Here is a 14,437-nt window from a genome sequence, read left to right as displayed (position 1 = left end):
AGCGCGCCGCCCAGCGGGCCCGCCTCACCGACACCCGCAACGCACAGCCCGCACTCGGCGCCGTCTCGCTCGCCGCGTACGACGTGCTGACTCTCGCCGGCGTACGGCCCGACATGGCCGCCGGACACTCCTACGGTGAACTCGTCGCCCTGTGCGCGGCCGGCAGCATCGACCCCTCCGCGCTCGCCGGGCTCAGCCGCGCCCGCGCCGAGGCGATCCTGGCCGCCACCGGGGACGACCCCGGAACGATGGCCGCGGTCGTGGCCTCCGCCGAGGAGACCGGGCGGGTCATCGTCGAGGCCGGACTCGCGGACCAGGTGGTCGCCGCGAACCACAACGCGCCCCGGCAGACGGTCATTTCGGGCCCCACGGCAGCCGTCGCCCAGGCCGTCGAGGCCCTGACCGCCGCCGGGTTCACCGCACGCCCGCTGCCGGTCGCCTGCGCCTTCCACAGCCCGCTCGTCGCCCGCGCCGTCCCGCGCTTCTCGTCCGCCCTGGCCGACTACGCGGTACGCGCCCCCGAGTTCCCGGTCTGGGCCAACCGCACCGGCACCCGCTACGCGTCCTCGCCCGCGGACGTACGGGTCCACCTCGCCGAACAGATCGGCGCACCGGTCCGCTTCGCCGAACAGATCGAGGCCATGTACGACGCCGGGGCACGGGTCTTCGTCGAGGCCGGGCCCGGCGCCGTGCTCACCGGTCTGGTCGGCCAGATCCTCGGCGACCGTCCGCACACCGCCGTGCCGTTCGAGCCGCGGCCCGACGCCGGGCTCCGCGGCCATCTCGAAGCCCTGGCCCGGCTGTTCGCGGCCGGAGTGCCGGTCGCGGCGTCACCGCTGTGCGCGGGACGCGACGCGGTGGTGGCCGCGCGGGGCGCCGAACCCAAGCGGCCCGGCTGGACGGTCGACGGCCATCTGGTCCGTACGGCCGACGGCAGCCCGCTGCCCGGGGCGCTGCAGCCCGCCCGACGGATTTCCCTGGAGACGAGTGTGCGTACGGACTGGACGGGCGGCGGCGGTTTCGACGACCGCGAGGCGCTGCTGCGTGAATTCCTGCAGAACAGCCGGGAGATGGTGGCCGCGCAACGGGATGTGCTCCTGACGTACTTCGGTGCGCCCGGCGCCTCGGTGGCCGCGCCTGCGGCTCCGGGTGCGGCGGAGCTTCCGGTGCTGGAGGCCTCGGTGGTGTCGGAGGTCTCGGAGGCACCCGTTTCTGCGGCTGAGGCCGTCGCGGTCGCGGTCGTCCCCGAGGTGGATGTGCTTGGCACGGTGCTCGCGGTGATCGCCGAGCGGACCGGATACCCGGTGGAGATGATCGAGCCGGATCTGGATCTGGAAGCGGATCTGAGCGTCGACTCGATCAAGCGGACCGAGATTGCGGGGGAGTTGGGGCGTCGGCTTCTCGGCTCCGGCGTGGATCTGCGGTCGCTGCCGGACGCGGAGCTGGAGGAACTGACCCGGGCCCGTACCGCCGAGGGGATCGCGCAGTGGCTGCGGCCCCGGGTGGAGGAGACGGCCCCCGCACAGGCCGCTGTTCCCGCACCCGTCGCGGCCCGGCCGGCTGAGGCCGTCGCGGTCGCGGTCGTCCCCGAGGGGGATGTGCTCGGCACGGTTCTTGCGGTGATCGCCGAGCGGACAGGATACCCGGTGGAGATGATCGAGCCGGAGCTGGATCTGGAAGCGGATCTGAGTGTGGACTCGATCAAGCGGACCGAGATTGCGGGGGAGTTGGGGCGTCGGCTTCTCGGCTCCGGTGTGGATCTGCGGTCGCTGCCGGACGCGGAGCTGGAGGAACTGACCCGAGCCCGGACGGCCGCGGGGATCGCGGAGTGGTTGACCGTACGGGTCGGGGGAGCGGGGCAGGCCGCTCCGGCCGATGAAGTGCATGCGGTGGGAGCCTCCGCCGGGGCGGACGAGCAGACTCTCCGCACCCTCGCGGCCGCCCGGACGGTCGCGCCCGACGCCGCGGTCGCTCCGAGGCCGGCTGCGGACGCAGTCTCATCTCACGGGGCCGACACGGAGGTTCACGCGTCGAGCGGCCTCCTCGACGGCAACCCCCTCGAGGACCCCGCTTGGGTCGGCCGCTCCCTCGACGCGGACGCGGTACGCAAGCTCCCCGGCGCCCCCGCCGACGAGCCCGCCACCGGACCGGCCCCCATGGAGCCCGCCGCCACCGCCTGGGACGCCCCGGCCCCGCACCTTCCGGCCGACACCGAACCCCGCGCCCCGCACGCGGTCGCGAACGCCGACGCGGGTGCCGAGTCCGTGACCGTACGCGCGCAGGACACCGCGCCCGTACAGCCGCAGGACCTCACGCCCGTACAGCCGCAGAGCCTCACACCCGTACAAGCACCCGAGAACGCCGACCCCCAGCAGGCACCCACACCGCAAGCCACCCCCGAACCGGCCCCGGCACCCGAGCCCGAGCCCGTCCTCACCGTCGCCGCCCCCAAGCGCTACCTCCTCACCCCCACCCGCCTTGACCCGGCCCCCGCCCCGGGAGCCGTGGCCGCGCAGGATCTGCGGGGAAAGCGGTTCGTGCTCGTGGGGGACGGGACGCCGGTCGCGCAGGCGCTCGTCACGCGGCTTACCGTGCTCGGTGCCATCGCCTCGCGGATCGGCGACGATCTCGAAGGGCACCAGGGCGCCGTCGACGGGCTCATCCACGTCGGGGCGCTCGCCGAGAACGGCGAGCCCGTACTGCCCGGCGCCTTCCCGCTGTTCCAGGCCGTCCTGCGCCGGGGCCCCCGCTGGCTGCTCGCCGCGCACCACGCCAGGGACACCAGCGGGCTCGCCGGCTTCTTCCGTACGGTCGCCCGTGAGTACCCGGACACCGTCGCCCGCAGCGTCGAGGTGGACCCGTCGCGCGGGGCCGCCGAACAGGCCGAGGTGATCGTCGAGGAGCTGCTCGCGCCCGACCGCGAGCCGGTCGTGCTGCGCACCGACCGCACCCGACGCGGCATCGCCCCGCGCGAGCTGAGCCTCGGTCTCCTGGCCACCTCGGGCGCCGGACCGGCCGGCACCGGGGTCGCCGAGGCGACCGTCCTCGGGCTCGGCCCGGACTCGGTGGTCGTGCTCGCCGGCGGAGGACGCGGGATCACCGCACGGTTCGCGGTGGCACTCGCGGCGGCTTCCCGGTGCCGTATCGAACTGCTCGGACGCACCGAACTGCCCGAACTGCCCGACGAGTTCAGCGACGCCCGCGACAAGGCGGCCCTGCGCTCAGCCCTGATCGCGCGCGGCGGCCTCAGGCCCGCCGAGATCGAGCGGACCGTCGGCCGGATCCTCGCCCAGCGGGAGATCGCGAGCACCCTCGCCGAGATCCATGACGCGGGCGGGCAGGCCGGTTACCGCGCGGTCGATCTGCGGGACGCGGAGGCGGTGCAGCAGGCGGTCAAGGAGACGTACACGACGTACGGACGGATCGACGGCGTCGTGCACGCGGCCGGAGTCATCGAGGACAAGCTGCTCGCCGAGAAGGATCCGGACTCCTTCCGGCGCGTGTACGGAACGAAGGTGGACGGCGCCCGCACGCTGCTCGCCGCGCTGCACCGGCTGCCCCAACTGCCCCGCTTCACCGTCCTGTTCGGCTCCATCTCCGCCGTCTTCGGCAATCGCGGCCAGATCGACTACGCCGCCGCAAACGACGCCCTGGCCCGGATCGGCCGCCGCTGGCAGGACGCCACCGGCACGCGCGCCCTGACCGTGCACTGGGGCCCGTGGGCGCCGACCGGTGCGCACGACGGCATGGTCGGACCCGAGCTCGGCCGCGAGTACGCGCGGCGCGGGATCGAGCTGATCGATCCGGAGGAGGGCGTGCTCGCCCTGCTGCGCGAGCTCGCCTGGGGCGACAGCGGCACCGACGAGGTCGTCTACACCGCGTCCGGCTGGTGAGCGGCGCGATGAGACGTCAACAGCCCGTCGCCATCGTGGGGATGGCGGTGACCCTGCCGGGTGCCGGTGATCTGGAGTCGTACTGGCGCAATCTCGTCGACGGTACGGACGCGCTGAGCGAGGTGCCCGCCGGGCGCTGGGACAGCGAGGCGTACTTCGATCCGGCGGGCGGGCGGCCCGACGCGGTCTACTGCCGGCGCGGCGGCTTCGTGGACGGGATCGCCGACTTCGACCCGACCGCGTTCGGGATCATGCCCGGATCGGTGGCCGGTACCGAGCCCGACCAGCTGATCGCCCTGCGCACCGCGGCCGCCGCGCTCGCCGACACCCGGAGCGCTCTGCCGTCGGACCGCGCGCGGGTCGGCGTCGTACTCGGCCGCGGCGGCTATCTGACCTCGGGTCTCGCCCGCCTCGACCAGCGGCTGCGGACCTCCGCCCAACTCGTCCGCACCTTGCGGGAGCTGCTCCCCGAACTGGGCGAGGACCGGCTCGGTCTCGTACGGGACGCCTTCCAGGACGCGCTCGGCCCCGAGGGCCCCGAGTCCGTGATCGGTCTCGTCCCCAACTTCGCCGCCTCGCGCGTCGCCAACCGCCTCGACCTGCGCGGCCCCTCGTACACCGTGGACGCCGCCTGCGCCTCCTCCCTTGTCGCGCTCGACCAGGCCGTGGCCGAACTCGCCGCGGGCCGCTGCGACGTGATGCTGGCGGGCGGTGTCCACCACTGCCACGACATCACCCTGTGGTCCGTCTTCTCGCAGCTGCGCGCGCTCTCCCCGAGCGGCCGGATCCGCCCCTTCCACAGGGACGCGGACGGTGTCCTGATGGGCGAGGGCACGGGCGTCGTCGTCCTCAAGCGGCTCGACGACGCGCTGCGGGACGGGGATCGCGTCTACGCGGTCGTACGGGGGGTGGGCGTCGCGGGCGACGGACGCGCCGCCTCCCTGGTCAACCCCGACCCGGGCGGGCAGGCCCGCGCCGTACGGCTCGCCTGGGACGCCGCCGGACTCGACCCGGCCGAACCCGGATCGCTCGGCCTCCTCGAAGCGCACGGCACGGGCACGCCCAACGGCGACGCGGCCGAAATGGCCACGCTTGCCGAGGTGTTCGGGCGCGGGACGCCGGACGCGGTGATCGGCTCGGTCAAGTCGATGATCGGGCACACCATGCCGGCGGCCGGCGTCGCGGGCCTGGTCAAGGCCGCACTCGCGATCCACCGGGGCGTCCTCCTTCCGACCCTGAACTGCGACGATCCGCATCCTGCGCTCCTGGAGACCCGGTTCCGGCCGGTGGCGCAGGCGGGGCCGTGGGAGGCCCCTTTGCGGCGGGCGGCGGTGAATGCCTTCGGGTTCGGCGGGATCAACGCGCATGTGGTTCTGGAGCAAGTGCCTGATTCGGTAAGAGAGTCAGGGGCATCACGGGTATTGGGGGCGTCGGGGGAGTCAGGGGCGTCACGGGTATCGGGGGCGTCGGGGGAGTCAGGGGTATCGGGCGTCCGGTCTCAGCACGGCCACGGACCGCTCGCCTCGCTGCAGGTCGCCGAACCCGTACGCCTGCTGCGGCTTGCCGCCGCGGACGCGGGCGCTCTGGCCGAACGGCTCGACGCGGATGACACCGAACTGCGCAGCGCAAGCGGAGAGTTGGCGGGGACGGGCCAAGCCCGGGTCGCGGTGCTCGACCCCACGACCCGCCGTCTCGCTCTCGCCCGCAAGGCCGTCGCCAAGGGGCGGGAGTGGGGTGGGCGCAGCGACGTGTGGTGCGCCCCGGGGCCGCTGCTCGGCCCGGGCGGGGGCCGCACGGTGTTCCTCTTTCCCGGCCTTGAGGCCGAGTTCACCCCCCGTATCGACGATGTGGCCCGGCACTTCGGGCTGCCGCCCGTCGAGTTCGCCGACGCGCGGGTGGGCGATGTGGCCGAGCACGGCGCCGCCGTCTTCGGCGTGGGCCGGATGCTGGCCCAGGCGCTCGGCCGGATCGGCCTCGCGCCGGACGCGGTGGCCGGGCACAGCGTGGGGGAGTGGACCGCGATGGCGGTCTCCGGGATGTACGACCCCGCCGAAGTCGACGCGTTCCTAAGGGACTTCGATCCGTCCTCGCTGCGCGTACCCGGACTGGCCTTCGCCGCGTTCGGTGCCCCGGCGGCCCAGGTCGAGGCGTTGCTCGACGCGTTCCCGGGCGTTGCGCTCTCGCACGACAACGCACCGCGGCAGTCCGTGGCCTGCGGCCCCCACCCCCAGGTCGAGGCGCTGGCCGCGCGGCTGCGGGCGGACGGGGTACTCGGCCAGGTCCTTCCGTTCGAATCCGGCTTCCACACGCCGATGCTCGCGCCGTACCTCGCCCCGATCGAGACAGCCGCACGCGGCTTCACGCTGCGCCCGCCCTCGGTCCCGGTGTGGTCGGGCACGACCGCGGCGCCCTTCCCGGCCGACGAGCGGGCGGCGCGCGACCTGTTCGTACGGCACCTCCTGGAGCCGGTGCGCTTCCGGATGCTCACCGAGGAGCTGTACGCGGCCGGGTTCCGGGCCTTCGTCCAGCTGGGCACGGGCCAGCTCCCCGCCCTGGTCGGCGACACCTTGTCCGGCCGCCCGCACCTGGCCGTCTCCGCCAACGCGCCGCGCAGCGACGGGATGACCCAGCTGCTGCGGGTGGCGGCGGGGGTGTGGGCGTTCGGTGGGGAGCCGGAGTTCGGGGAGCTGCTCGGCCCGACGGGCATGGTGCGCCTGGGCGCTTCCGCGACGGCACCCGCGGACTCTGTCTCCGTTCCGTCCCGCGATGTTCCGTGCCGCGATGTTCCGTCCCGTGAGCCTGTCTCCGCGACCACGGCCACGGCCGGCCGCGCCGTGCCCCTCGACCTGAGCGCCGGACTCGTCTCGCTGGACACGGCGACCCGGGACCGGCTGCGTGCGGTCCTGCGGGACGGTGCCGCGCTCAAGGGCGCCGCGCTCGACAGCGCCGGGCTCGAGGGCGCCGCGCTCGACAGCGCCGGGCTCGAGGGCGCTGCGCTCGAAGGCGCACGGGAAGTGCTTCCGCAGGGGGCGCGGACGCGGGCCACGGCTCAACTGCCCGACGCGCTCGCCGCATCCCCGCTCGCCGCCGAACTCCAGGCCTTGCTCGACGCCTCCGCGGAGACGGCGACGGCGGTGCTCGAGGCGGCTGCCGCGGCGCCGGTACGGGGGCGGGGTGGGCGGGCGAGGGCCGACGTGTCGCCAACTTCCGTAGCTGCGCGGACAGTCCCCTCCCGCCCGGGGGCCGAAGCCCTTTCCAGGCTATCGGCGCCCACTGACAACGCCCGACCTTCGGCACCCACCGACAACGCCCGCCCCCCGGCACCCGCTCACCACGCGCCGCCCACCGGACGCACCTTCACCCCCGGTACGCCGCACACAGGCACTCCCCCCACCCGCACGCCCACCTCAGGCGCCCTCACTCCAGGCACCCCCACCCCCACCCCCGCCACCGCCGCTCGCGCCATCACCCCCACCCCCACCCGCACCCTCACCCCCACCCCCTTCACCATCTCCCTCACCACCCTCCCGTACCTCACCGACCACTGCTTCTTCCGTCAGCGCCCCAACTGGCCTGACACCGCCGACCGTTGGCCGGTCGTGCCCGCCACCACGCTGATCCAGCTGATGGCGGACGCCCTGCCGAAGACGGGCGCGCCCCTGAGAGCCGTACGGGACGCGCGCTTCCTGGAGTGGGCCGTCGCCGAGCCCGCGCAGGACGTCGTCATCGAAGCGGTCACCGAGGCGCCCGGGCGGTACGCCGTCGCTTTCGGCCGGCACGCACGGGCCACCCTGGAGACCGGCGAACACGGGACGCCCCCCACCCCCAGGCGCCCGCCCGCCGAGGAGCGCGAACCCACCACCACCGCGCAGGAGATGTACGACGAGCGGTGGATGTTCCACGGCCCGCTGTTCCGCGGCGTCACCCACATCACCGCGCTCGGCGACCGCCACGTACGCGGCGTCCTGACCACCCCGCCCGCGCCCGGCGCCCTGCTCGACAACGTCGGCCAGCTGCTCGGCTACTGGCTGATGGCCACCCACACCGACCGCACCGTGGTCTTCCCGGTCGGGATCAAGCAGGCCCGCTTCTTCGGCCCGCACCCCGAGCCGGGTACGCGGCTCGACTGCCACATCCGGATCACCGCGCTCACCGAGACGGTCCTCGAAGCCGACGTCCAGCTCGTGCACGAAGGCGCGGTCTGGGCCGAGATTCACGGCTGGCAGGACCGCCGCTTCGACTCGCCGCCCGAGACCGACCAGGTCAAACGGTTCCCCGAGCGCAGCACCCTCTCCGCCGAGCAGAGCGGCGGCTGGCAGCTGGTCTTCGAGTACTGGCCCGACCCCGCCTCGCGCGAGCTGATGATGCGCAACCAGCTCGCCGGCGACGAACGCACCGCCTTCGCCCAGCACCCCCCGCGCGGCAAACGCCAATGGCTGCTCGGCCGAATCGCCGCCAAGGACGCGGTGCGCCGTCTGCTGTGGGCCGGCGGGGAAGGACCCGTCTTCCCCGGCGAGGTGCGCATCGCCAACGAGCCGAGCGGACGCCCGTACGCGTACGGGGTGCACGGCCGCCAACTGCCGCAGCTGGACGTCTCGTTGGCGCACTGCCAGGAGGCGGCCGTCGCCCTCGTACGGCCGAAGGGACCGGTCGGGATCGACATCGAGGAAATCACCGAGCGGCCCCCGGCCACCGTCGACGCGGTGCTCGGCGCCGGCGAACACGGCCTGTACCAGGAGCTCGGCGCGGACCCCGAGGCGCTCACCCGCATCTGGGCCGCCAAGGAGGCCGCCTCGAAGGCCGAGGGCACCGGGATCCAGGGCCGCCCGCGGGACTTCGAGGCCACCGCCGACGGACCGGACGCGCTGCGGGTCAGTACCCCGTCGGGCGCCACCCATCGCGTACGGCTCACCACCGCGGCCAACCCGCCGGGCCTGCCCGCCCGCAGCTACATCGTCGCCTGGACCGAGTCCTCGGTCACCGAGCCCTCTGCCGCCGAGCCCTCTGCCGCCGAGTCCTCGGTCACCGAGCCCTCCGCCACCGAGCCCTTGGTCACCGAGTCCACGGTCACCGAGTCCTCGGTCACCGAGCCCTTGGTCACCGAGTCCACGGTCACCGAGCCCTCCGCCACCGAAGCCAACGCCCCCGAGGAGCCCACGACATGACCAGCCCCGCCACCGTCGACGAAGAGGCCGTGCTCGCCGAGATCGGCGGCGCCCTGCGTGCCGTACTCGACGACCTGGAGTTCGAGGACACCCCGATCACCCGCGAGACCCGCTTCGTGGAGGACCTCGACCTGGAGTCGATCGACCTGGTGACCCTCACCTCGGAGCTGCGCGGACGCTACGGCGACCGGGTCGACTTCCCGGCCTGGTTCGCCTCGCTCGAACTCTCCGAGATCATCGGCCTCACCGTCGGGCAGCTCGCCGACTACATCGTGGGGCGCCTGCGATGACCCGTCTCGACGCGGGCGACCTGCGGTTCAACGTGGAACGCCTCGGCGAGGGCGGCCGGGAGACGGTGGTCCTGGTGCACGGCATCGCCACGGACAACCTGACGAGCTACTACTTCACCGTGGCCCCCGAGTTCGCCGCCGCGGGCTACGACGTCGTGATGTACGACCAGCGCGGTCACGGCCGCAGCGGCCGGCCGCCGCACGGCTACGGCATCGAGGACTTCTCCGGCGATCTCGCCCTGCTGCTCGACGAGTTGGGCGTCGCCGGACCCGTCCACCTCGTCGGCAACTCCTTCGGCGGCACCGTCGCCCTCGACTACGCCCTGCACCACCCGGGCCGCGTCGCGAGCGTACTGATGGTGGAGTCCGAGCCGCCCACCGACGCCTGGGCGCAGAAGATGAGCGGACTGCTCGCAGGATCCGCGTACCAGCTCCACGACGAACGCACCCTGCCGTGGATCGAGGAGACGTACGGGCGGCACGAGGCGCGCCTGGTGCGCTGGTCGATGCGGCTCCTGCACGGCACCTCGATCGCCGAGGACATCGCCGCCAGCCGTATCCCGGACGAACAGTCCTGGCGCGGCCTCGACGTGCCGGTCCTCGCGGTGTACGGGGCGAACTCGGACCTCGCCGAGATGGCCGACTGGCTGCGCGGACTGCTGCCGCGCTGCCGCACCCACACCGTGCACGGCCACGGTCACTCGGTCCTCGTCGGCACACCCGAGACCGTCGGCCCGCTGCTGCTCGACTGGGTCCGCGAGGGACACAAGGAGTTGCTCGGAGCAGGGGTGCCCGCGCCATGAGCCGCTTCCTCTTCGTGGTGCCGCCGCTCGTCGGCCACGTCAACCCCACCGTCAGCGTCGCCGCCGAACTCGCCGGGCGTGGACACCGGGTGGCGTGGGCCGGACTCCCGCGGTTCGTCGAGGAGCTGGCGGGCCCAGAGGCCGAGGTGTTCGCCTGCGAGATCCCCGGACTCCTCGAGCGGCCGACCGAGTTGCGGGGTGCGGCCGCCCTGCAGTTCCTGTGGCAGGAGTTCTTCGTGCCGCTCGCCGACGCCATGGCACCCGGAGTGGAGCGGGCGGTACGGGAGTTCGGCCCCGACGTGATCGTGTCCGACCAGCAGACCCTGGCGGGAGCGCTGGTCGCGGAACGGCTCGGCATCCCGTACGTCACCTCGTCCACCACCTCCGCCGAGTTCAGCGACGCCCTCGACGGAATGCCGAAGATCGGCGAGTGGGTCGCCTCGCTCGTATCGGAGCTGCGCGACCGTATCGGCGATCCGGCCCGTACGCACGACCCGCGCTTCTCGCCGGACCTCGTCCTCGCCTTCACCACACCGGAGCTCGCGGGGGAGGGCACGTACGGCGACGAGGTGCGCTTCGTGGGACCCGCGCTCACCCGCCGGCCCGCCGGGGACTTCCCCTGGCAGTGGCTCGACGAGGACCGTTCGACCGTCCTCGTCTCGCTCGGCACCGCCAACACGGATGTCGGCGCGCGTTTCCTCGCGGAGTGCGCCGCGGCCGTACGGGAACGGGGCCGGCGGGTCCAGGCCGTGATCGCCGACCCGGGCGGCGTCCTGACGGCGGAGTCCGACACCGACGTCCTCGTCCTGCCGCACATCCCCCAGCTCGCCCTCCTGGAACGGGCGTCGGCGGTCATCAGCCACGCCGGGCACAACACCGTCGCCGAGTCCCTGTGGCACGGCGTCCCGCTGGTCGTCGCCCCCATCCGCGACGACCAGCCCCTGGTCGCCGCGCAGGTCACCGCGGCGGGTGCGGGGGTGAGGGTGCGGTTCGGGCGCAGCGGGCGCCGGCAGATCGGGGCGGCACTCGACGCCGTACTGGAAGAGACGCAGTACCGGGAGGCGGCGCGCGCGATCGGGGCCTCCTTCCGCGCGGCGGGCGGAGCGGCAGCCGCGGCCACCCAGCTGGAGAAGTTCGCCGTGGACCGGCGCTGACCGTAACCGCTTGAGTTCGCAAGGGAGACAGAGCATGGCAACCACCTCCGACACCGAGACCGTCGAGCAGCACAGGGCCGAGCGGGACGCGCGTGTGGCGGCGCTGCGGCCCGCCTACCAGGCCGAGCTGGCCCTCGGCATGGACCGGCTCTTCGAGGACCGGCGCGAGACCTGCCCGTGGTGCGAGTCCAAGCGGCTCAAGGTGCGCCTGAAGACCGCGGACTACCTGCAGGCCAAGCCCGGCACCTTCGTCCTCGACCAGTGCGCGGACTGCCGCCACATCTTCCAGAACCCGCAACTGAGCAAGGCAGGTCTGGACTTCTACTACCGGGATTTCTACGAGGGCCTCTTCGAGAAGGAGCTCGGCGCCGCGTTCGACAGCACCGGCGGCGACACCGGCCAGCGGCACATGGACCGTGCCAAGGCGATGCTCACCCATCTGCGGCCCGGGCGCTGGCTGGACGTCGGCACGGCGGCCGGTGAGTTCTGCGCGGGCGCCAAGAAGGTGCTGCCCGACACGGTCTTCGACGGACTCGACGTCGGCGCGAACGTCCTCAAGGCCAAGGAGAACGGCCGGATCGAGCACGCCTACCAGGGCTTCCTGCCCGAGCACGCCGAGACGCTGGCCGGCCGGTACGACGCGGTGAGCATGTTCCACGTACTGGAGCACACCGTCGACCAGCGGGCCGAACTCGAAGCGGCGCGCAAGGTGCTGCGCTCCGGCGGGCACCTCATGATCGAGGTGCCGGACCCCGAGTCGCACTTCGCCAGGCTCCTCGGCAAGTACTGGGTGCCGTGGTTCCAGCCGCAGCACCTGCACTTCGTGAGCATCGGCAACCTCAACCGGGCGCTGCGCGACATGGGCTTCACCGTGGTCGCCGTCGACCGCCGCGAGCCCCATATCCCCTTCGACCTGCTCGGCGGGTTCGGCCTGATGCTCCTGCGCTTCCTGCCGTTCCGCAACGAGCCGTGGATCAGCAAGAAGCCGGGCCCGGGCGGCACCCGGCTGTGCAAGTTGTTCTTCGCCCTGGGCGTGCCGTTCTTCCCGGTGCTGCACTTCCTCGACCGGGCGCTGGCCCCCCTCCTGCGCCGCACCGGCTTCTCCAACGCCTACCGGGTCGTGGCCCGCAAGAACTGAACGCCCCCAGGCGTACGGCTACTTGAACCGCACCAGCGTCACCGCCGGTGCGAACGAGCGGTACACCGGGATGCGGTACTGGTGCTGGACCAGCCTGCCCAGCGCCCCGCGTCCCGGTGGCAGCCGCACCGCGCGCACCTCGGCGATCGACGGGTGGGCCGAGTGCAGCTTGGGGCGCTCGTCCGGGGCCATCGACCAGTGCATCGGCGGGATCGTCAGGTTCCCCACCTTCAGCTTCCCCTCGCGGGTCAGCTTGGTGACCCAGCGCGGCATCGAGTCCAGGACCATCACCCCGCCCGGCAGCCGTTCGGCGCACGCGGCGAGGATCTCCCGTACCTCCGCGGGCTTGAGGTACATCAGCAGTCCCTGCGCGGTCACGACCACCCCGCGCGACGGGTCCTCGATCGCGTCCAGCCAGCTCAGGTCCGTCGCGGACTTCGGGATGATCCGGTGCCGCGGGTGCTCGGGAAGCAGCCGGCCGCGCAGCTCGGCGCCTTCCGGGAGCTCCACGCTCAGCCAGTTCAGGCGCCCGTTGTCCACGCGCCAGAAGCTGGTCTCCAGCCCCTCGCCGAGCGCCACGACGGTCGCGTCGGGCCTGCGCGCCGTGTAGTTGGCGACCGACCGGTCGAAGCAGAGCGAGCGCAGCCCCTGGGTCTGGGCGAACAGCGGATGCGGCGGTCCGAGCTTCTCCTCGAAGGGGTAGTCCAGGGTGTCGACGAGGCGGACGGCGAGCGGGTCGTGCAGGACGGCATCGGGGCGGCGGGCCTCACAGGCCCGGTTCCACAGCGTCCACAGCAGGGTCTCCGGTACGCCGTCGAGTGCGGGGCGTACCCGGGCGGTCTGAGGTGCGAGGGTCTCGGTCATGCCGGACAGACCACGCCACGCGCGCGCGGGCGGCAAGGCGACACTCACGGGCGGCGCGGCGCCGTACCCGCCCGGATGAGCCGCGCGGCGCCGCCACGCCGCCCGGGCTCGGCCGCGCGGCGCCGCGCGGACTCAGCCCTGCGGCACCGGCATGTCGCCCGTGCTCAGCCCCGCAGCACCAGGGCCTGGCCCGCGACCACGAGGAGCACGTGCTCGCACTCGCTCGCGAACGCCGCGTTGAGACGGCCGAGTTCATCGCGGAACCGGCGGCCCGAAGCGGTCGCGGGCACGACCCCGGAGCCCACCTCGTTCGACACGGCGACGACGGTACGGGTCGACTGCCGTACCGCACCCACCAGTTGGGCCACCTGTTCGCGCAGCGCACGGTCGCCGCCCGCGGCCCACTTCGCGTCGTCCCAGGCCTCGACCTTGTCCATCGCGTCGGTCAGCCACAAGGAGAGGCAGTCGATGAGCAGCGGCGGCCCGTCCGCCTCGAGCAGCGGGACGAGATCGCAGGTCTCCGTGGTCCGCCAGGATCCCGGCCTGCGCTCGCGGTGCAGCCTTATCCGGTCGGCCCAGTCCGAGTCCCCGTCGCGTACGCCGCCGGTCGCCACGTACACGACCTCGGGGAAGGACTCGAGCCGCCGCTCGGCCTCCACGGACTTGCCCGAACGCGCCCCGCCGAGCACCAGCGTGCGGCGCGGCAGATCGGGTACGGCGTGGTACTCGCCGACCACGAGCGTCGTACCGTCGGGCACCGCGCGGGCGCCCGCCGCGGCGAGGCGGCGGTGCAACTCGGGCCCGGGCGGGGCGTCATGGTCGAGATGGACGGCGAGCACATCCGTGGTCGCCGCCACCGCACCGCCCGCCCGCAGCTTGGCCAGCGCGTCCGGGCGGCCCACGACATCGGCGAGGACCATGTCGTACGGCTCCGGGCGCTCGACCTCACCGGCGGGCGATGCGCCGGGCGGCAGGTAGAGGAGCGATCCGCCGTCGGGGCTCGTCACCTCGTATCCCGTACCCGGGTGGTCGAGGGGGACCGCGCGCACCCGGTGCCCGTCGAGCAGCGCCAGTTCGCGGCCGTCCGGCACCCGTCCCGCACGCGGCAGTCCGGCCGGGTGCTCGACGGC

The 14,437-nt window shown here is 73.6% G+C and carries 8 protein-coding genes; 6 read left to right on the top strand and 2 right to left on the bottom strand.

Going from position 1 to position 14,437, the window contains the following annotated elements; genetic code table 11:
- The 6 genes from ABT367_RS36770 to ABT367_RS36745 form a co-directional block, all read left to right on the top strand.
- Nucleotides 1-3,893 (top strand): SDR family NAD(P)-dependent oxidoreductase (locus ABT367_RS36770; RefSeq protein ID WP_352257706.1); only part of this gene is annotated, 3,893 nt, incomplete at its 5' end.
- Between the two features lie 8 nt (nucleotides 3,894-3,901).
- Complete coding sequence (locus ABT367_RS36765; protein ID WP_352257704.1) at nucleotides 3,902-9,058, top strand: beta-ketoacyl synthase N-terminal-like domain-containing protein; 5,157 nt, start codon at nucleotides 3,902-3,904, stop codon at nucleotides 9,056-9,058.
- Complete coding sequence (locus ABT367_RS36760; protein WP_352257702.1) at nucleotides 9,055-9,348, top strand: acyl carrier protein; 294 nt, start codon at nucleotides 9,055-9,057, stop codon at nucleotides 9,346-9,348. The genes ABT367_RS36765 and ABT367_RS36760 overlap by 4 nt, the downstream gene beginning before the upstream one ends.
- Entirely contained in the window at nucleotides 9,345-10,151 is an 807-nt protein-coding gene (locus tag ABT367_RS36755) for an alpha/beta fold hydrolase (RefSeq protein ID WP_352257701.1), read from the top strand. Before ABT367_RS36760 ends, ABT367_RS36755 begins: the two co-directional genes overlap by 4 nt.
- The gene (locus ABT367_RS36750) at nucleotides 10,148-11,305 is read left to right on the top strand and encodes a glycosyltransferase (RefSeq protein WP_352257699.1); all 1,158 of its coding nucleotides are present in this window, start codon (nucleotides 10,148-10,150) and stop codon (nucleotides 11,303-11,305) included. Before ABT367_RS36755 ends, ABT367_RS36750 begins: the two co-directional genes overlap by 4 nt.
- A 34-nt stretch (nucleotides 11,306-11,339) precedes the next feature.
- A complete protein-coding gene (locus ABT367_RS36745; protein ID WP_352257697.1) occupies nucleotides 11,340-12,443 on the top strand; it encodes a class I SAM-dependent methyltransferase in 1,104 nt (367 codons plus the stop codon).
- An 18-nt stretch (nucleotides 12,444-12,461) separates the two neighbouring features.
- On the opposite strand, the gene ABT367_RS36740 is transcribed toward ABT367_RS36745, so the two are convergent.
- Complete coding sequence (locus ABT367_RS36740) at nucleotides 12,462-13,307, bottom strand: class I SAM-dependent methyltransferase (protein ID WP_352257695.1); 846 nt, start codon at nucleotides 13,305-13,307, stop codon at nucleotides 12,462-12,464.
- A 164-nt stretch (nucleotides 13,308-13,471) separates the two neighbouring features.
- On the bottom strand, nucleotides 13,472-14,437 hold a 966-nt coding region (locus tag ABT367_RS36735; protein WP_352257693.1), incomplete at its 5' end, for a bifunctional adenosylcobinamide kinase/adenosylcobinamide-phosphate guanylyltransferase.

Source organism: Streptomyces mesophilus, assembly GCF_040300965.1.
GTDB classification, from domain to species: domain Bacteria; phylum Actinomycetota; class Actinomycetes; order Streptomycetales; family Streptomycetaceae; genus Streptomyces; species Streptomyces mesophilus_A.
The sequence above is the reverse complement of the archived record's forward strand: the minus strand, read 5'-3'. Positions and strand labels throughout refer to the sequence as shown.

What these genes read in the sequence shown, in the direction of transcription:
- ABT367_RS36765 (WP_352257704.1), top strand. Translation starts at nt 3,902, where the DNA reads ATGAGACGTCAACAGCCCGTCGCCATCGTGGGGATGGCGGTGACCCTG.
- ABT367_RS36760 (WP_352257702.1), top strand. Translation starts at nt 9,055, where the DNA reads ATGACCAGCCCCGCCACCGTCGACGAAGAGGCCGTGCTCGCCGAGATC.
- ABT367_RS36755 (WP_352257701.1), top strand. Translation starts at nt 9,345, where the DNA reads ATGACCCGTCTCGACGCGGGCGACCTGCGGTTCAACGTGGAACGCCTC.
- ABT367_RS36750 (WP_352257699.1), top strand. Translation starts at nt 10,148, where the DNA reads ATGAGCCGCTTCCTCTTCGTGGTGCCGCCGCTCGTCGGCCACGTCAAC.
- ABT367_RS36745 (WP_352257697.1), top strand. Translation starts at nt 11,340, where the DNA reads ATGGCAACCACCTCCGACACCGAGACCGTCGAGCAGCACAGGGCCGAG.
- ABT367_RS36740 (WP_352257695.1), bottom strand. Translation starts at nt 13,307, where the DNA reads ATGACCGAGACCCTCGCACCTCAGACCGCCCGGGTACGCCCCGCACTC.